This is a genomic window from Micromonospora sp. NPDC048947, assembly GCF_040649495.1.
GTDB classification, from domain to species: Bacteria; Actinomycetota; Actinomycetes; order Mycobacteriales; family Micromonosporaceae; genus Micromonospora; species Micromonospora alfalfae.
Genome location: NZ_JBEZFO010000012.1, coordinates 56,606 through 72,950, shown reverse-complemented (window position 1 = coordinate 72,950; position 16,345 = coordinate 56,606). Strand labels below are relative to the sequence as shown.

General features: G+C 69.1%; 15 protein-coding genes and 1 pseudogene. 7 read left to right on the top strand and 9 right to left on the bottom strand.

The window, feature by feature from the left end; translation table 11 throughout:
• Positions 1-22 precede the first annotated feature (22 nt).
• Positions 23-802, bottom strand: a complete 780-nt coding sequence (locus AB0B98_RS18570; protein ID WP_357364027.1) for a helix-turn-helix transcriptional regulator — start codon at positions 800-802, stop codon at positions 23-25.
• Between the two features lie 69 nt (positions 803-871).
• On the opposite strand from AB0B98_RS18570, the gene AB0B98_RS18565 reads away from it, so the two are divergent.
• A complete protein-coding gene (locus AB0B98_RS18565; protein ID WP_357364025.1) occupies positions 872-1,258 on the top strand; it encodes a nuclear transport factor 2 family protein in 387 nt (128 codons plus the stop codon).
• On the opposite strand, the gene AB0B98_RS18560 is transcribed toward AB0B98_RS18565, so the two are convergent.
• From AB0B98_RS18560 to AB0B98_RS18550, 3 genes are all read right to left on the bottom strand, one after another.
• Positions 1,255-2,199: an acyltransferase domain-containing protein gene (locus AB0B98_RS18560; protein ID WP_357364024.1), complete on the bottom strand. Its 945-nt coding sequence runs from the start codon at positions 2,197-2,199 to the stop codon at positions 1,255-1,257. The two genes, AB0B98_RS18565 and AB0B98_RS18560, sit on opposite strands and share 4 nt — an antisense overlap.
• Before the next feature lie 29 nt (positions 2,200-2,228).
• Positions 2,229-2,813 carry a hypothetical protein gene (locus tag AB0B98_RS18555; RefSeq protein ID WP_357364022.1) on the bottom strand — a complete coding sequence of 195 codons (585 nt, stop codon included), beginning with the start codon at positions 2,811-2,813 and terminating at the stop codon, positions 2,229-2,231.
• A gap of 119 nt (positions 2,814-2,932) precedes the next feature.
• Entirely contained in the window at positions 2,933-3,361 is a 429-nt protein-coding gene (locus tag AB0B98_RS18550; RefSeq protein WP_357364021.1) for a VOC family protein, read from the bottom strand.
• 84 nt (positions 3,362-3,445) lie between these two features.
• Between AB0B98_RS18550 and AB0B98_RS18545 the strand changes: the two genes are divergently transcribed.
• Positions 3,446-4,357, top strand: a complete 912-nt coding sequence (locus AB0B98_RS18545; RefSeq protein WP_357364019.1) for an NAD-dependent epimerase/dehydratase family protein — start codon at positions 3,446-3,448, stop codon at positions 4,355-4,357.
• Here the strand turns inward: AB0B98_RS18545 and AB0B98_RS18540 are convergent.
• Positions 4,354-4,686, bottom strand: a complete 333-nt coding sequence (locus tag AB0B98_RS18540) for a GNAT family N-acetyltransferase (protein ID WP_357364017.1) — start codon at positions 4,684-4,686, stop codon at positions 4,354-4,356. The genes AB0B98_RS18545 and AB0B98_RS18540 overlap by 4 nt on opposite strands.
• 324 nt (positions 4,687-5,010) lie before the next feature.
• On the opposite strand from AB0B98_RS18540, the gene AB0B98_RS18535 reads away from it, so the two are divergent.
• The 4 genes from AB0B98_RS18535 to AB0B98_RS18520 all read left to right on the top strand — a co-directional run bounded on the left by AB0B98_RS18535 (position 5,011) and on the right by AB0B98_RS18520 (position 10,135).
• Positions 5,011-5,166, top strand: a complete 156-nt coding sequence (locus tag AB0B98_RS18535) for a hypothetical protein (protein WP_357364015.1) — start codon at positions 5,011-5,013, stop codon at positions 5,164-5,166.
• Between the two features lie 153 nt (positions 5,167-5,319).
• Positions 5,320-6,666, top strand: a complete 1,347-nt coding sequence (gene skfB, locus AB0B98_RS18530; RefSeq protein ID WP_357364013.1) for a sporulation killing factor system radical SAM maturase — start codon at positions 5,320-5,322, stop codon at positions 6,664-6,666.
• The gene (locus tag AB0B98_RS18525) at positions 6,659-8,251 is read left to right on the top strand and encodes a CPBP family glutamic-type intramembrane protease (RefSeq protein WP_357364011.1); all 1,593 of its coding nucleotides are present in this window, start codon (positions 6,659-6,661) and stop codon (positions 8,249-8,251) included. Before skfB ends, AB0B98_RS18525 begins: the two co-directional genes overlap by 8 nt.
• A 60-nt stretch (positions 8,252-8,311) precedes the next feature.
• Entirely contained in the window at positions 8,312-10,135 is a 1,824-nt protein-coding gene (locus AB0B98_RS18520) for an ABC transporter ATP-binding protein (RefSeq protein ID WP_357364009.1), read from the top strand.
• A gap of 13 nt (positions 10,136-10,148) precedes the next feature.
• Here AB0B98_RS18520 and AB0B98_RS18515 read toward each other — a convergent pair whose 3' ends face one another.
• Together AB0B98_RS18515 and AB0B98_RS18510 are read right to left on the bottom strand one after the other, a co-directional pair.
• Positions 10,149-13,019: a BTAD domain-containing putative transcriptional regulator gene (locus AB0B98_RS18515; RefSeq protein WP_357364007.1), complete on the bottom strand. Its 2,871-nt coding sequence runs from the start codon at positions 13,017-13,019 to the stop codon at positions 10,149-10,151.
• A gap of 477 nt (positions 13,020-13,496) precedes the next feature.
• Positions 13,497-13,937 carry a VOC family protein gene (locus tag AB0B98_RS18510; RefSeq protein WP_357364006.1) on the bottom strand — a complete coding sequence of 147 codons (441 nt, stop codon included), beginning with the start codon at positions 13,935-13,937 and terminating at the stop codon, positions 13,497-13,499.
• Positions 13,938-14,178: 241 nt separating this feature from the next.
• On the opposite strand from AB0B98_RS18510, the gene AB0B98_RS18505 reads away from it, so the two are divergent.
• The gene (locus tag AB0B98_RS18505; protein ID WP_357364004.1) at positions 14,179-14,457 is read left to right on the top strand and encodes a hypothetical protein; all 279 of its coding nucleotides are present in this window, start codon (positions 14,179-14,181) and stop codon (positions 14,455-14,457) included.
• Positions 14,458-14,522: 65 nt separating this feature from the next.
• Here AB0B98_RS18505 and AB0B98_RS18500 read toward each other — a convergent pair.
• Both AB0B98_RS18500 and AB0B98_RS18495 read right to left on the bottom strand, forming a co-directional pair.
• A pseudogene (locus AB0B98_RS18500) lies at positions 14,523-15,274 on the bottom strand (MBL fold metallo-hydrolase).
• An 81-nt stretch (positions 15,275-15,355) separates the two neighbouring features.
• Positions 15,356-16,144, bottom strand: a complete 789-nt coding sequence (locus AB0B98_RS18495; RefSeq protein WP_357364002.1) for a GNAT family N-acetyltransferase — start codon at positions 16,142-16,144, stop codon at positions 15,356-15,358.
• Between the last annotated feature and the right edge of the window lie 201 nt (positions 16,145-16,345).

Genomic DNA, 16,345 nt, shown 5'->3' with positions numbered 1-16,345 from the left:
TGGTAACCGACCAGGCCGGGCCCTACCGTGTGAAGTAGGCGGCGCTCTGCTGGTCCGCCGGGTAGTAGGACTCCACAGCGATCTCCTCGATGGTGATGTCCATCGGAGTGCCGAACGTGGTGATGGTCGAGAACAGCCGCAGCTCGCGCCCACCGATCCGCAGGATCATCGGGATCACCACGTCGGCGTCGACCCGTTGGTCCGTCGGCTCCTCGGGCAGCGGGTTCAGCAGTTCGTCGTAGAGCGCCGCGAGTTCCGCGTCGGGAGCGGCGGCGAGCTGACGCGAGATCCGGCTGCGGAACACCGCCCGCACGTCCGCCAGGTTGACGACCAGGGGTGCGAGCCCGCGCGGGTGCAGACCCAGCCGAACCAGGTTCACCGGTGGGCGCAACAGGTCGGGCGCCGCGTACGCGAAGAACGGGTCGACGGCGCTGTTGGTGAGCACGATGTTCCACCGGCGGTCGAAGACCAGCGCCGGATACGGCTCGTGCGCCTGGAGCACCCTGCGGACCGCGTCGAGGGCGCCCGACAGTGCGGTGTCGTCGAGCGGGCGCTGCGCGTACCGGGGCGCGAAGCCGGCGGCGAGCAGCAGCTGGTTGCGGTCACGCAGCGGCACGTGGAGCTGGTCGGCGAGCCGGATGATCATGTCGGCGCTCGGCGTGGACCTGCCGGTCTCGACCAGGCTGACGTGCCGAGCCGAGACATCCGCGGCGATCGCCAGGTCAAGTTGGCTGAGCCCTCGGCGCTTGCGCCACTGCCGCAGGAGTTCCCCGACCGCATACATGATCATGAGCCTACTCATCGTCGCTCCGGGCGCCATGAAGTGCGATGTCATCGACAAGCGCACGAGGCCGGGGAAACACTTGCGGCCATGACCACCGAGAACAAGAGCATCGTCGGACGTGCGTTGGCGGGGCTTGTCGACACCGGCGACGTCGACACGCTCGCCTCGTACCTGAGCGAGGACTTCACCCATCACCGGTCGGATTCGACGACCTCGACCAGGGCGCAGTGGCTCGCCGCGGTTCGCGCCGCACTGGGCCCGACCGCCGGCATGCGGGTCGACATCCTGCACCTGCTGGCCGACGGTGACCACGTCGTGGTGCACTCACGACGCCGACTCCCCGACGGAGGGCCGGAGATCGTGGTGGTCGACGTCCTGCGGATCGCCGACGGACTCATCGCGCAGGTGTGGGAAGTCATCGAACCGGCAGGCCAGGCGGCCGCCAACGGCGCGTGGTGGAACGCGGGTGTCTAGATCGGGAAGCGACCGTGGCGCCAGTGCCAGTGGCCGCCGGCCCGCAGGTGGTCGATGATCGCGCGCTGGAGCGCAGTGCGGCGCGGCAGTTCGTCGAGCGGCGTGGTCAGGGTCCGGAACCCGAACCGCAGCACCTCTATGTCGGCGTCCGGCCCCGCGGACTCGTCGTAGGGCTCCAGCTCGAACCGGCGCTGGAACCGCACGATGTTGGAGTCCTCGGGAAGGTAGTCGCGCAGCTGCGGGTCGAGCAGCCACGAGGCACAGGAAAACGCTGTGTAGCGCTCGTCGGGGAAGTGCCGGGGAAAGAACGCGCGGGCCTCGTCGAGGGACGCCTCGATCGCCTCCGGGGTCAACGGCCCCGACTCGGGGACGTGCAGGCCGATGGCGCCGTCACCGCGCTGGTGTTGCAGCCGACCCAGCTCATAGACGCTGCCGCGCGAGTGCAGCGTCAGCCAGCTCTGCATGATCGGCCAGCCCTCGCCGCGCATCCGTCGGTCGACGGCGAGGTTGCGGCCCAGGTCAGCCAGGGTCACCCAGGTCACGGCACCGGGGACGCCGTGGTCGCTGTGGTAACCGCGCACCACGTCGACCAGGGCCAGGTACGCGTACACGTAGAGGTGCCGCCAGGCGGGCCCTCGCTCTCGCGGCAGCTCCGGGCCGGGCGACAACCAGTCGTAACCGGCGAGGTCGGCGCGGACCAGGGCGATCGAACGGTCGAGCAGCCAGCGCAGCTCCGGAGTCCAGTGCGGAGAGTCGGGGTCGGGCCAGCCCGCCATGATCTCGGCGGCGTCGTCCGGCCGCACGGCGAGCCGGTCGAGGATGGCGGGCGCGTCGGCAGTGGCTGGCAACGGAACTGACGGCCAGTCACCGGCGAGCCGGTGCACGCGGTCGACCTCCTCGACGGGCACTGCGAGCCGGGCGGCGATATCGTCCAGATCCACGCCGACGACCCTACCGGCGGACGCGCAACTCAGGAGTCCGCCGGCACTCCGGCGTCGAGCTGCCCGATCATCGGCGCGAGGAGGTCGTTGAGCTCGCGGGCCAGCACCGCCACTGCCCGGCGCGCCGCTGCGGCGACCTCGTCGTCCGGACCGTCGGGCGTCGGCGGCAGGTCGTCGAGCGGGACCGGCGCCTCCACCTGCAGCAGCGCGCGCAGGTGCGGGCGGCGCGTCTGGTCCTCCTCGGTGGGCGTGGTGAACTGGCCGAACAACCGGGGCCAGTCCTGCCAACCGCGATCGCGCTGCCACTGCTTGGTCCAGGTCAGCTCGGCCGGCCAGCGCGAGGCCACCGTCACCGCGCAGACCAGGCTGCCGTCCCACGGGCTGCGCGCGCAGGTCGCCGAGATGATCCGCCGGTGCCAGCGGACGAAGCCCGGCGACAGCTCGGCGGCCAGCCGCCAGGCGGTCACCGCGAACGCGACGGGCGCGAAGTCACCCCAGGTGTCACCGAACTCGTCGATCCGACGAAACACCTCGGCCTCGTACCGGCCGCGCCCGTCGGTGCCGTGCTCACGGTCGAACTGCTCGTCCAGCCAGAAGGCGCGCGGTTCCGGCATCCTCAACCCCGTTTCACAGCGATGGTGTTGCGTACCTCGAACCTATGCGAACGTCGGGGTCGCGGACGTCATCCTCGCCCGTTGTCAACCTGCGCTCCGGCGCGGTGACGGAAACCCACTCAGCCGACGAGGACGCAGAAGGGATGCCCGGCCAGGTCGGCGTACACGCGCAGCGGCTCGTCCGGGTCGTCGATCCGGTCGTACAACGGCCGGCCCCCGAGGCGCAGCACCCGCTCATGCTGGACCAGCAACTCCTCGACGGACTCCACGGTCAGGTCCAGGTGCAGCTGCTGGGGCACTGTGTTCGTCGGCCAGGTAGCCTCCGGCAAATGCTCCACCTGCTGAAACGCCATCTGCGGTCCACCACCGGGTGACCGCAGCACCAGCCAGTCACTGCCGCGTTCGTCGGCCTGGCCGGCCGCTGGCGGTTCGTCACCGGGCCGGTAGACGAAGCCCAGTAGTTGTCGATAGAACTCCGCCAACGCCCTCGCATCGGTGCAGTCGAGCACCACCGAACACAGCTTGGGCACGCTCTCCTGGTCGACCATGGTTGATCACCTCCGGGTGCCATTCTGGTCGAATCGCGGCGCAGCCGCTTGACAAAGGCCTGCCTCCAGAGTGGACGATGCACCGTGCGCATTCTTGTGGTGGGTGGCAGCGGCCTGATCGGCGCTCACGTCGTGGACGTTCTCCGGGGGCGTGGCCACGTCGCGACCACCGTGGCGCGTACCGCTCAGCCGGGCGTCGACCATCTGCTCGACGTCGGGTCCGCCTCGATCGAGCAACTGCGGCCATTGCTCGCCGGCCACGACGGCGTCGTCTACGCCACCCGCACCGACGAGCAGCGGCCGCTGCCCAAGCCGATCTATGCCGAGTTCCGCAGTGGCAACGTCGACCCGGTGGTACGCCTGTTCACCGCCGCCCGCCTCGAAGGTCTCACCCGGGGCGTCGTGATGGGCTCCTACTACACCTACTTCGACCGGCTCCACCCGCAGTGGCGCCTCGCCGAACGGCACACGTACATCAGGTGCCGTCTGGAGCAGGCCCGCGAGGGGCGGGCAGCCGCCGGCGACGGCCTGCCGGTCGCCGTACTCGAACTGCCCTTCGTCTTCGGTCGGGCCGGCGACCGACTGCCCAACTGGGCCGGTCCGCTGGACCGGTGGGCCCGCTCGCGTACCCCGCTGCTCGCCCCGACCGGCGGCAGCGCCGCCGCCTCCGCCCACAGCGTGGCCGAGGTCGCTGTCGACGCCCTGGAGCAGACCAGCGGCGCGGACCTCCCGGTCGCCGACGAGAACCTCAGCTGGCACGACATGATCGCCCGCATCGCTGACGCGGTGGGCCGACCCCGCCGGGTCCGTCGCCTGCCGTCCGGCGCCGCGAAGGCCGCCCTGCGACTGGGCGGCGCGCTACAGTCCCTCGGCCGCAAGGAGTCGGGCATCAACCCCACCTACCTCGCCGACCTGCTGCTCGCCGACCTGTTCATCGAACCGACGAGCGGCCGGACGCTGGACCCGGCCCTACGCGAAACCTTCCCCGCTGCCTAGCAGCCTGGCCTTCGCTGCGACGGTCGGGCCAGATATGCGCTCTTGGCGTCGGGTGAAAACCCGCAGGCCCGGTAGAAGGCGTGCGTCGCAGGCGTGCGCGAACCCGTCATCAGCATCGCCTTGTAGCAGCCCGCATCCCAGGCGGCCTGGAGTGTGCCGGCCATGATCAGCCGCCCCAGGCCGGTGCCGCGCCGCGACTCCTCGACGACGACGTTCTCGATGACCGCGTACGGCGACGCCGACCGGGTGAGGTTCGGGATCACGTTGAGGTACGTCGTGGCGACGACGACTCCATCCACGAAGTCGTCCGACCGGGCCGCACGGAACATGGCGGAAGCCCAACCAACAGTGGCCGAAATCGGGGCCTCGCACTCGGCGCATGACCCCATGTGCGGCGCTAGCCGTAGACACCCTGCTGGTCAGTCGATTCAAGGTTAGTTGCAGATCTGCTGCATGGCCGCCCGGCACATTTGCGGTCACGGCCCCGATGAACAGTACCGACACGGGGGGATCCGGGCGACGCGCGGCCCGGATCAGAGGTTCGTCTCGCTTGCGAGGAGTCGGGCGCTAGATAACCCGCTGCGGAGCGGTTCGTCACGGGTCGCACTGTTCCGGGGATGTCGACCGAGTGATCCGGGGAGGGGGTGATTGACATGCAGAAGTCGAGCAGCACGCTCAACCGACTCGGCTCGGAGAAGCGGGCCGAACCGATGATCAAGTCCGTGGGTTGCGGCATTTGCTGGGCCAGCGGCTGGGCGCCGTTCGTCGCGGCGTGCTGGGGGCCGCCGCCGTACTCGCAGGCCATGTGACCGATTCTGACCGACCGTCCGGGGCGGGCGTGATGCCCGCTCCGGACGGCCGGGGCCGTACCTCTCCAGACGACGAAATCCCGCCGGCCCCAGACCAGGACGGCGCCGACGCAGCCGCCGCGCCCACGGCCGGCCAATCCCGAGGGAACCCTTATGACAACCGCGCTTTCCCACGCGTCCGGTGACTCGGTCGCCGGCACCGCTGACCCGCCACCGCCTGACTGGGGCGTCCACCTGCAACCCGTCGGTGGACTGTTGGTGGACCGCAACAGCCTGAACTACGTACGACTGTCCAGCGAGGCGCTGGAGATCGCCCTCCAACTGGCACGGACGCGCAGTGTGGTCCGCACCGCCCGGATCCGGGCCGGCACCTCCCGCCGTGACCCGGACGAGGTTCAGGCGGAGATGGTCGAGGCACTGAGCGGGTCGTGGTTGACCTCCTCCTGGCTCAACGGGGCGCTCGACCAGCCCCTGCGGGTGTCTGGCTCGACCGACGCGTACCTGCCGCTGCTGGCGTCGCTCCAACTCACCAACCGGTGCAACCTCAGCTGTTCGTTCTGTTACGCGAGCTCCGGAGCCGCCCTGCCCGGCGAGTTGACCGCCGACGACTGGGTCAAGGTGCTGGAGCGGCTGGCCCAGTCCGGAATCGCGGCCGTGACCCTCACTGGTGGTGAGCCGACCATCGCCCGGGACTTTCGCCGCATCCTGGCGACCGCCAGCGCGCTGGTCGACCACGTCGACATCTTCACCAACGGCCTGCACTGGTCCGACGAACTGGTCGCGATGGCGGCCGCCTGCGGCAACATCCGGGCCCAGATCAGCATCGACGGACGCGCCGAACGGCACGATCTCATCCGGGGCCGGGCCGGGGCCTACAACGAGTCGCTGCACACGATGCGACGCCTAACCGCAGCAGGGATACCCGTGATCGTCGCGATGACGGTGACCCCCGCGAACTACCGGGACGTCGCCGCCGTCGTCTCCGACGTGGACAGCGCCGGCGCCCGACTGTTCCGGGCAGGTCGGGTGGTACCGGTGGGCAGGGGCGACCAGGACGGGTTCGGACTGACACCGGATCAGGTCGCGGATGTGATCCGGCAGTTCCAGGAGACACGCCACCTCAACCTCGAGGCGCTGGGCTGGGACCAGTGCGTGGATCTCGGTGAGCAGTTGGCGCCGATCGGGCTGCCCGTCGAGTTCCTCACCCCCGGCTACCTGAGTTGGCACGTCCGCGCCGATGGCCAGGTGACCCCGTGCCAGATCGAGGCGGAGTCCCTCGGTCGGATCCTCACCGAGCCACTCGAGTTGATCGGGGAACCTGGTCGGCTGGCCGCCGTCCGGTCCACTGCCCGCGGTTGCCGCTGTATCCAGCGGCTGAATCCCAGCGAAGACGTCGACCTGCCGTTCGGTCTGACGCCGGGGCCGTCGATCCGTGGGGACGCGACGACCAGCGGCTGCTGCGGTACGGCGCGCTGCGGCTCGGGGTGCGGTCATGACTGAGAGTGTCGTTCTGGCCGTTATCGGACTGCTGTTCGGTGCGCTCTTCATCGTCCTACGGACCCGGGCGTACCCCACCGAGCCGATGCCCCCGGTGATGGACGCCGCTGCCGCAACGGTTCAGGCAGCGGCGACGGTACGGCGCCTCTGCGGTCTCGACACCACGGGCTGGCGCTCCTTCGCCGTCCTGCACTTCGATGGCATCGTCGACCGGCTGCACCACCTCGGGCTCGTCGGCCGGCAACGGGAGTTCCTCAACGGGTGGGGTCTACAGGGCTCCTGGCGGGTCCGCTTCATTGGCGCCGACGGCACCGTCCTGGTCGGACTCTCACCCCGGGGCGAGGTGGTGCTCTTCGAACTCGCCGGTGATCTGCGCGGTCGAGTGGTCGACCGTGTCGTACCTGTTCGAGGGCGTGACGCCGCGACCGACTATGGCGCGGATCGGGCCGCCGACGTCGGGCCGGCGTCGGACACTGGCGACGACACGGGGCTGCGACAGCGGCTGGGGGTCCGCGACGGGGTCTGGGCCGGGGCGGAGCCGGTGGGCGCCGGGTACTGGACCCGTGAGGATGAGTCGACCGAGCGTACCCGCCGGTTCCGGGCGACCAGTCCGGACGTCCGGATCGAGTTCGAGGTGGAGTCACTCGGCGCGACAGTGCTGCGCGTCGACTCCCTGGTGGAGTTGACCAACGAGCAGGTACCGGCACTCGAGCGGGCCGAGCAGCGGGAAGTCCTCGCCGGCGCGGGGGCGCTGCTCGGCTCGGTGCTGGCACTGGTCGGCGGGGTGGCCCTCCTCGCGTTCGCCGGTGGTACCGCGCAGGCGTCGTTGGCCGCACTGTTGGCGGTGCCGGTCCTGCTGGCGGTCCTCTTCGGTGAAGGCAACCGGTTCCGGTACACAGCGGTGCACGGTTACGAGGGGACGCAGTCCTGGACCGCCTTCAGGGCGATCAACGCGCTCACGTCGGCGGTGACGGCGGTGACCATGAGTGCCGTGGTGGTGGTCGCCGCCCTGGCCGGATCGCTGGTCGCCCAGCGGGTCGGGATTCCCACAACCTCGAATCTCGGTCGGCAACTGATCTGGGGCGCCTGCCTGGCAGCGATCTGGCTGGGACTCGCCGCGGCCGGGTACGCGCTCCTGCGTCGGACGGGACTCGCCCGGGTGTCTCCGAACCCGGACCGGCGCTCGTTGCGTACGGTCGGAATGGACCTGCCCCACGTGCTCTCGCTGACCGCGCAGAGTTCGATCGGCGAGGAGGCGGTCTTCCGGCTTCTCGCGGTGCCGGTCGTCCTCTGGCTGACCGGTCAGCCGTTGCTCGCCGCCCTGGTCGCCGCGCTGCTGTGGGCCGGTACGCACAGCGGCAGCATGGTCCGTCCGCGGTGGATCCGATTCGCCGAACTGACCCTCATCGGCGTGTCATTGGGGCTCGTGGCCATCGAGATCGGGATCGTTGCCGCCCTGGTCGCGCACGCACTCTACAACCTCGTCGTGCTCAGCGCGCCGCTGCTCGGCGTCGACTCCGGCCGGCGGCGGGTCAGCGAGGAGGCGCCGGCCGAGGCTCGGCGAGTATCGGCGACATCCGCCGCCTGAGGTTCCGGACGCGCCGCCCGCACCCGCCCTGTCCATTCGTCAAACCCAGGGAGTCCCACAGTGCGTACCGATATCCGCCGTAACCCTCTGGAGGCCGGCCCGGTGCCTCCGACAGATCCCGTCGCGGTGCCGTTGCGTGAGCTGCTCGGCCTGCTCCGCCCACAACGGCCGGTACTGCTGGTGGCGGCCGTCCTCGGCATCGTGTCGGCCGGTCTCGCCCTGGTCCAGCCGCTGCTGGCCATGCGCACGATCAACGCGATGCTGCTCGGCCAACCGGTCACGTCACTCGCGATCTGGTTGGTCCTCCTCTTCCTCGCCGCCGCGGCGATCTCGGGTGTGCAGAGTTTCCTGTTGCAACGCGGCGGCGAGGCGCTGGTGCTACGGCTGCGACTCGGTCTGACCGACCGGCTGTTGCGGCTGCCGATGCGGGAGTACGACCAACTCCGCACCGGTGACCTCCTGTCCCGGGTCGGCACCGACACCACCCTGCTACGGGCAGTGGTGGCCAACGGGATCGTCAACGCGGTCATCGGCGTGGCGTCACTGGCAGGTGCGGTAGCGCTGATGCTCTGGCTCGACTGGTTCCTGTTCGTCTTCGCGGTCGCGTCGGTGGCCCTGGGCGGGTCGATTCTCGCGTTCGTGATGATCGGGATCAGGCGCTGGTCGGAACACGCGCAGGGGCGAATCGGTCTGCTTCTCGCCGATCTCGAGCGTGCCCTGGCGGCGATGCGGACGGTTCGCGCCGCCAGGGCCGAGGATCGTGAGGCCGAACGGATCGGTGGACGAGCCCGGGAGGCGTATGACGCGGGCATCCGGGTGGCTCGGCTGGACGCGATGATCGTTCCGGCCGTGTCCCTGAGCGCCAACGGCTCATTCCTTCTCGTACTCGGTCTCGGTGGTGCTCGCGTCGCCTCCGGCCACCTGGACATCGGCCAGTTCGTCGCCTTCCTCCTGTACGTGTCGTTCCTGCTCGTCCCGTTGGTCGCCGTCTTCGCCGGGGGAAGCGCCGTGCAGAAGGGGATGGCTGCTCTGCAACGCATCCACGAGACCATGGGGCTCGACCTTGAGCAGACCGCCGACGTCGAGCGGGACGGTGCCGACGACGGGAACGGGCCGCCCGCTTCGATTGCCGGACCAGAGACGCCGGCCCTGGAACTGCGCGATGTCCACTTCTCCTACGGTCCGGGCCGGGAGGTGCTGCGGGGGGTGTCGTTCGACGTCGCGCGGCATACCAGTGTGGCTCTCGTTGGTACGTCCGGTGCGGGCAAGACCACCACCTTCGCCCTGGTCGAGCGCTTCTACGAGGCGTCCCGGGGAACGATCCTGCTTGACGGCCGGGACATCGCGTCGATGCCGGTCGACGAACTGCGGTCGACGGTCGGGTACGTCCAGCAGGAGTGCCCGCTGCTCGCCGGCACCCTCCGTGACAATCTCACCTACGCCCACCCCGATGCCGACGAGGATGAGCTCGCCGAAGTGCTCCGGGTGACCAACCTCGACGAAGTGGTGGACCGACTGCCTGACGGGCTCGACACCCAGGTGGGCGAGCACGGCAGCATGCTCTCCGGTGGGGAACGCCAGCGGGTGTCGATCGCTCGCGCGTTGCTGCCCCGACCTCGGTTGCTGCTGCTCGATGAGCCGACCGCGCATCTGGACGCGGCCAACGAGGCAGGGTTGGCGGAGTTGGTGCGGAACATCTCGCGTTCATGCAGCGTGCTGATGATCGCGCACCGGAGTTCGACGATTCGGGTCGCCGACCGGGTCGTGGTGCTCGCCGACGGAAAGGTGACCGCGACCGGTACCTCCGACCGACTGCCAGCCGGGCCCGGCATACCGACCGAACTGTTGCCCGAGCAACGAAGAGAAGCCGTTCCCGTGGATTGACCTGGCTGTCTGCTCAGCGAGGTTTGGTCAACGCAGTCGGGTCGGCTGGCAGCCTCGCGAAGCCAGCCGACCGCGGGCGAGCATCGGCAGGCACGCCCTGACTCGCGGCGAGCTTGTCGCGGACCTGTTCGACCTCCGGATGCCCGATCGCTGTGAGGATTTCCAGGGCGCGCAGCCAGCAGAGGTTGGCCGCCTCCGGGTGGCCGAGGGCCTGCTGGGTGTCACCCAGGTGCCGTAGGGCCTCCGCCTCGTTGTAGCGGTGTCCCAGTTCCCGGTTGAGTTTCAGCGCCCGGCGGTAACAGCGGGCCGCCCGCTGGTAGTGACCGAGATGGTGATGGGCATAGCCGAGCGTGTCCCAACTGTTCGCCTCGCCGGTCCGGTCCCCGAGCTGACGTTGCAGGACGACAGCTTGCTGGCAGTAGCGGATCGTCTCCTGGTATTCCCCGAGCATTGCGTGATCCCAACCGAGCGCGTTGAGAGCACGGGCCGCGCCTGCCTGATGCCCGTTGTCGCGGAACAGTCTCAGCGCGTGCCGGTCATGGCGCAACGCTGCCGCCTGATCGCCTTCCTTGTCGCTGACCCAGCTCAATGTCAACAGCGCGTGCGCCTGGCCGACCCGGTCGGCAAGTTCGTCCAACAACATCAGTGCGCGTTCCAGGTGAGCCCGGGCCAACTCGAGCCGGCCCGTCTCCGAGTAGGCGGGAACGATGTCCTGGTGCGCCTGGGCCTGCGCCGCCCGGTCACCATTGCGCTCGGCGACAGCCAACGCGCGGTTCTGCACGGCGATGAGGTCCTCCCAGTGGCCCCGGCGGCTCAGGAAGGTGGTCAGTGCCCCGGCGAGCTGCCAGACGTACCGGTCGAGCCCGTGCCTGGCGGCCAGCTCGACCACCTGCCTGAGCACGGCGTACTCCTCGGCGAACCAGGACAACGCCTGGGCGTTGTCCGCTGGCTCCTCCGGCTGAACGCCCACCTGGACCGGCGGCGACTCGCTCGGATTCCGCAGCGGGGACAGCCGCCGGTCGGCGTACTGAGCGCTGTGGAGGTAGTGCTCCACGATCCGGTGCAGGGCGTCGCGGTGTACCTCCGCAGGCTCCGACTCGACCAGTTCGGCCGCGTAAGCCCGCAGCAGGTCGTGGCAGGTGTACCTACCCGGCGCCCACTCCACCAGAAGCTGCGCCCGGTTCAGCTCAGCGAGGATGCCACGTACCTGCCGTTCCGGCACGGCGGCGAGGCTGGCGGCAGCCCGTACCGAGGTGTCCGGCCCGGGGTGCAGCCCAAGCAGGCGGAACAGCCGCGCCGCCGGCTCGCCGAGCGCGCGGTACGACCAGGAGAACACCGACCGTAGGTCGGTGGCCGGGTCCCCACTGCCTGAGAAGCCGTCAAGGCCGCCCTGCAGTTCGGCCAATTCCCGGCCGAGCGCGGCGAGCGGAAACCCGGGCTGGGTCGCCGCGCGGGCCGCCACGATCGCCAGCGCCAGCGGCAACCCGGAACACCGCTCGACGATGTCGTCCACCGGCTGCGGTTCGGACTCCACCCGGTCGCCGCTGAGTCGACGTGCCAGCAGCTCCCGGGCGTCAGCGGTACTGAGGAGGTCGAGCGTGACCGGGTGGGCGCCCTCGACCGCCACCAAGCCGGACAACTGCTGTCGGCTGGTCACCACCACCACGCAGCCCGCGACACCGGGCAGCAACGGACGGACCTGCTCGGCGTCGCGGGCGTTGTCGAGCACGATCAGCATTCGCCGACCGGCGACAAGGCTGCGGTACAACCCGACCTGCGCGTCCAGATCCAGCGGCACCGAATCGGGCGGTACACCGAGGGTGTCGAGGAAGCCGCGTAGCGCTACCGCCGATGGCAGCGCCTCCGCGGTGGGCTCGAAGCCGCGCAGGTTGACAGCCAACTGTCCGTCGGGAAACCGGTCCAGGTTGTCGTGGGCCCACCGCAACGTGAGCCAGGTCTTACCGATCCCACCCATCCCCGCGACAGTCATGATGACGGGTCCGCTCTCGGGCTGGCGGTCCACGGCTTGGGTCAGCGCCGCCAGCTCACGAGCCCGTCCAGCGAAGTGCGCCGGCGGCGGTGGCAGTTGCCGGGGCGGATGAGCCGTGGCCGGCTCCGTAGATGCCCGTACCACGGCCGAGGCGGCGAACTCACGATCGCCGTGGAGGATCCGGAGAAACAGCTCCTGCAGGTCACGCCCCGGGTCGATGCCCAACACGTCGGCCAGGCGTTGCCGGATCTGCTGGTACTGCTCGAGGGCTTCCGCCTGTCGACCGGAGCGGGACAGCGCCAGCATGAGCTGGCCGGCGAGACGCTCGTCCAATGGCTGTTCGGCCAGTTCACGCGACAGCTCGGACAACAACGCCGAATGCCGACCGCGACGCAGGGCGATGTCGGTACGGTCGCGCTCGGCGGCCAGCCGCGCCTGACGCAGAGCGGTACGCAGGGTGTTGAACCAGGGGGTGTCCAGACGCGCGAACGGGTCACCGCGCCATAGCCCGATCGCCTCGTCGAACTGCCGCAGCGCGTCGTCGTCGTCCACCGCGAGCCGGACGCGGGAGACCAACTCCTGGAAACGGTGCAGATCCACCATCATGGGATCGACCTTGAGCAGGTAACCACCCTGTTGCCGGACGATGGCGACGTCGTCGGCGCTCCGCAGACAGCGCCGTAACCGGGAGAGGTAACTGTAGAGCGCACCGTGTGCACGTTGCGGCGGCCGGTCCACCCACACCCTGTCGAGCAACTGGTCGACGTGAACGACCTTGTTCGCCTCGACCAGTAGAACTGCCAGCACGCATCGCTGACGGACATGCCCCAGGTCAATCGCATTGCCGTCGATGAAGGCCTCGACATCGCCCAGCAGCCTGAATTGCGCGACCATGAGCCCCCGCTGTTCGCACCTGCTCCCACCAGCAGATTCAAGCTTCCCACAAAGTTTGTTCAAGGGGCGTCCGCTAGGTGACGGGCAGGGTCGTGTGGACCGGATCCGAACGCTCCGAAGATCGCTCCGGTGGCTCGTCCAGACACGGTCCATCCAGGACTTACGAGGGGTCGATCTCGAATGCTGGACAGGCCAAGTCCGTTTCGACATGCGACCACAAGGTGGGAACACGCCGATGGCCTCGGTGATCACACGTCATCTCATCGACTTGTGCGACAGGCTCAAACGTGTGCGGGCGGTACGAACTGCCGAACTGGACGAATTCGAATGCGACGGATGGACCGGCCAGCAGGGCAAGCATCCGGTCGACCTGACGGATCGGCTGATTAAGCCCGTATTTTCGGAATGCACGTGGCTATGCCGGAGACGCTGCGGTGAAGGGCCGCGAGCCGGATCCGTAGTTAGCTGCGTAGAGTCTCAGGTGAGCTGTTCGGCCAGTCCGACGAGGATGCCCTCGGGGCCGCGGACGTAGCAGAGCCGGTAGGCGTCCTCGTACCGCTCCAACTCCCCCACGAGTTCGGCGCCGTGGCCGCGCAGCCGGGTGATCACGTCCTCGATGTCGTCGACGGCGAACATGATCCGTCGAATGCCCAGCGTGTTCGCCGGCGCGTTCTTCGGTTCCGCGCCGATCGCCGTCGGTCGGTGGAACATCGCCAACTCGACCTTGCCGTAGCCGTCCGGGGTCCGCAGCATCGCGACCTCCTGCCGGACGTCGTCGATCCCGATGACACGTTCCACCCACCGCCCCTCGACCGGCCCCCGCCCCTCCAGTTCCATGCCGAGTTCGACGAAGAACGCGATGACCACGTCGAGGTCCTCGACAACGATGAGGACGTTGTCCATCCGCTGGATCGCCATGCTGGATCTCCCTGCTCTGGTGCGGTCACGGTGACCGCATCCTCCCCGAGGACGGACCCGCCCGGCCGTTCTCGACATCTGAACGGAGGGCTCGTTGCCCAAAGACGATGCCTTCCTCCAGCACGTCCTGGTCGGCGTACTCGTGCCGATCAACCTGGGGACTCGGCATTCCAGCTCGTGCCGCTGTCTTGCTACTACTACTACAAGCTAACGGCCACAACGCGGCTGAGAGGCTGAGCAGATGGAGCTGAAGAACGAGTCGGCGGCAGGGCTCGCCGAGGTGCGCCTGGCTGAATGGCGACGCGTCAACTACCGCGACTGGTGCGCGATGCTCGATGACAAGGACGTACGCCACGCCATCGGCGATGACGGCAAGCGGTACCACGTGGTCAGCCACGCCCTTGATGACGGCGATGGGCGCATCCGCATGTCGGTCGCCGTGGACGACGGGACCCGGTCGGCCTTCGTACCGCTGGTGCGAGACGAGATCATGAACGCGGATGGCACATTCGTCGAGTGACTGCGCTCCGACGTCATTGAGCCTGCCGCTCGACGGGCAGTCGCGCACGGTGCGACAGAGGAAGGTCAGCTGTCTGGTGTTCCAAGCATCAGGGTGAGCCCTTCCTCGGCCGCCAGCACCGCACCGTCGAACTCCACCTGCGCGGCGGCCACCGCGGCCGCCCGGTCGTTGCCGGGCCAGAAATGGGTGAGCATCAGGCGGCGGGCACCCGCGCGGCGAGCCCACACACCGGCCTCGGTGGAGGTCATGAGGTTTCGAGTGGGACGGCTGGCCTCGCCCTCGTAGTCCGTCGCCTCGACGATGAACAGGTCGGCGCCACGGCCCAGCTCGGCCAACGCGGGGGTCGGCCCCGTGTCCCCCGAGTAGGCCACGGCAATTCCGTCGGCCTGAAGCCGGATGCCGGCGTTGGGCACGAAGTGCGGCAGAGACAGCCCGTCGAGGTCGAACGGCCCGACCCGGTAGCTGCCGGCAACGGGTGCAGGTCGAAGACCGCGTGCAGGTCGACATCGGGCTCCAAGCCGCCGAGCCGGTCGAGCACGCCGGGCGGGCAGTACAACGGCAGCCGTGGCCCGCCCGGCTGACCGTAGAACCGCATCCTGAACAGACCGTGCAGGTCGACGCAGTGATCCGGGTGCTCATGGGTGATGACGACGGCGTCCACCGCGCCATCGGGCCAGTGTTCGAGCAACCGCGGCAGCGTGGCGTAGCCCAGGTCAAGCACCAGGCGGTAGCCGTCCCAGTCCACAGCGAAGCCGCTACAGGCACGGCCTGGTTCGGGGAAGGCACCGGAACTGCCGAGCACTGTCACCTGTCGCATCCGCACAGCGTGTCATCCACGCAGGTGGGATGGACACCCGCTGCGATGGGATGGGACCACGTGGGGCCGCGAGAAGGGCGATCACCGCTGCCAGTTGTAGGGCGTCGTCGTCGACACCTTGATCAGGCCGTAGCGTTCAAGGATCGGACGCGAGTACTCGGTCGAGTCGCTGTTGATGAGTGTCTTGCCCATCCGGAGTGCCGAGCGGGCCCGCGCCGCGGTCAACGCGCGGTAGATCCCACGGCCGCGCCACTCCGCTCGCGTCGCCCCGCCCCAGATCCCGGCGAAGTCGGTCCCCCGCAGCGGCTCCAGCCTGCCGGCGCTGACGATCCGTCCCTCCGCCTCCGCAACCCACAACTCCATCCCGTCATCGCGGGCCAGGCGGCGCAGGAGGGCGTTCGCCATGTCATCGCTGACCGGGTTCCCGAAGACCTCGTCCTGCATCGCACTCATCGCGCGGACGTCCGCCTCCTCGCTGACCCGACGCAGTGTCACGCCTTCGGGCAGCGAGACGTCAACGGCCAGTAGCTGCGCCTCGCCAATCATGATCGACTCGGGCTCATCCGCGGTGAACCCATTCTCCAGCAACGCCTCGTGCAACCCCGGCGCATGATCGTGCCCACGTGCCTTCCACTTGACCCGCCCGATCTCGGGGTCTGCCCGGTAGTGAGCGAGCGCCTCGGGGACGAGCCGACGAATCGTATCGGCGTCCGCCCCACCGAGATCGCGGTAGGTGACAAACCCACGACCACCCGCGAAGGTCACGAGACGCAGTGGCCCGTGTCGGGTGACTGAGACCGCGCTCGGCGTCTCGGCGTCAGTCCGAAGCTGTTCGTCGTAGGCCGCAAGCAGTCGAGCCGAATTGATCATGCCCGTACGCTGCATCAGCGGTGGCCGGAGACGCAACTGGTTATCAAGCCGACCCCGCGATTCTGGCCTGACGTACTCTCCTGCCGCCGCTCGTGCTCTCGGCCTGTTCGCCGCCGGCCGTCACTGCTGCGGCGAGAGCATCAAGGCCCCGTCCACCGCCTGCACGGCGGGCTTCAACCTCGGGTTGCCGCATCAGCCCCG

Excerpts from the sequence above, each read along its gene's own strand:
- skfB (WP_357364013.1), top strand. The coding sequence starts at position 5,320 with ATGACAACCGCGCTTTCCCACGCGTCCGGTGACTCGGTCGCCGGCACC.
- AB0B98_RS18555 (WP_357364022.1), bottom strand. The coding sequence starts at position 2,813 with ATGCCGGAACCGCGCGCCTTCTGGCTGGACGAGCAGTTCGACCGTGAG.
- AB0B98_RS18515 (WP_357364007.1), bottom strand. The coding sequence starts at position 13,019 with ATGGTCGCGCAATTCAGGCTGCTGGGCGATGTCGAGGCCTTCATCGAC.
- AB0B98_RS18550 (WP_357364021.1), bottom strand. The coding sequence starts at position 3,361 with ATGGTCGACCAGGAGAGCGTGCCCAAGCTGTGTTCGGTGGTGCTCGAC.
- AB0B98_RS18535 (WP_357364015.1), top strand. The coding sequence starts at position 5,011 with ATGCAGAAGTCGAGCAGCACGCTCAACCGACTCGGCTCGGAGAAGCGG.
- AB0B98_RS18505 (WP_357364004.1), top strand. The coding sequence starts at position 14,179 with ATGGAGCTGAAGAACGAGTCGGCGGCAGGGCTCGCCGAGGTGCGCCTG.
- AB0B98_RS18570 (WP_357364027.1), bottom strand. The coding sequence starts at position 802 with ATGAGTAGGCTCATGATCATGTATGCGGTCGGGGAACTCCTGCGGCAG.
- AB0B98_RS18495 (WP_357364002.1), bottom strand. The coding sequence starts at position 16,144 with ATGATCAATTCGGCTCGACTGCTTGCGGCCTACGACGAACAGCTTCGG.
- AB0B98_RS18540 (WP_357364017.1), bottom strand. The coding sequence starts at position 4,686 with ATGTTCCGTGCGGCCCGGTCGGACGACTTCGTGGATGGAGTCGTCGTC.
- AB0B98_RS18525 (WP_357364011.1), top strand. The coding sequence starts at position 6,659 with ATGACTGAGAGTGTCGTTCTGGCCGTTATCGGACTGCTGTTCGGTGCG.
- AB0B98_RS18565 (WP_357364025.1), top strand. The coding sequence starts at position 872 with ATGACCACCGAGAACAAGAGCATCGTCGGACGTGCGTTGGCGGGGCTT.
- AB0B98_RS18510 (WP_357364006.1), bottom strand. The coding sequence starts at position 13,937 with ATGGCGATCCAGCGGATGGACAACGTCCTCATCGTTGTCGAGGACCTC.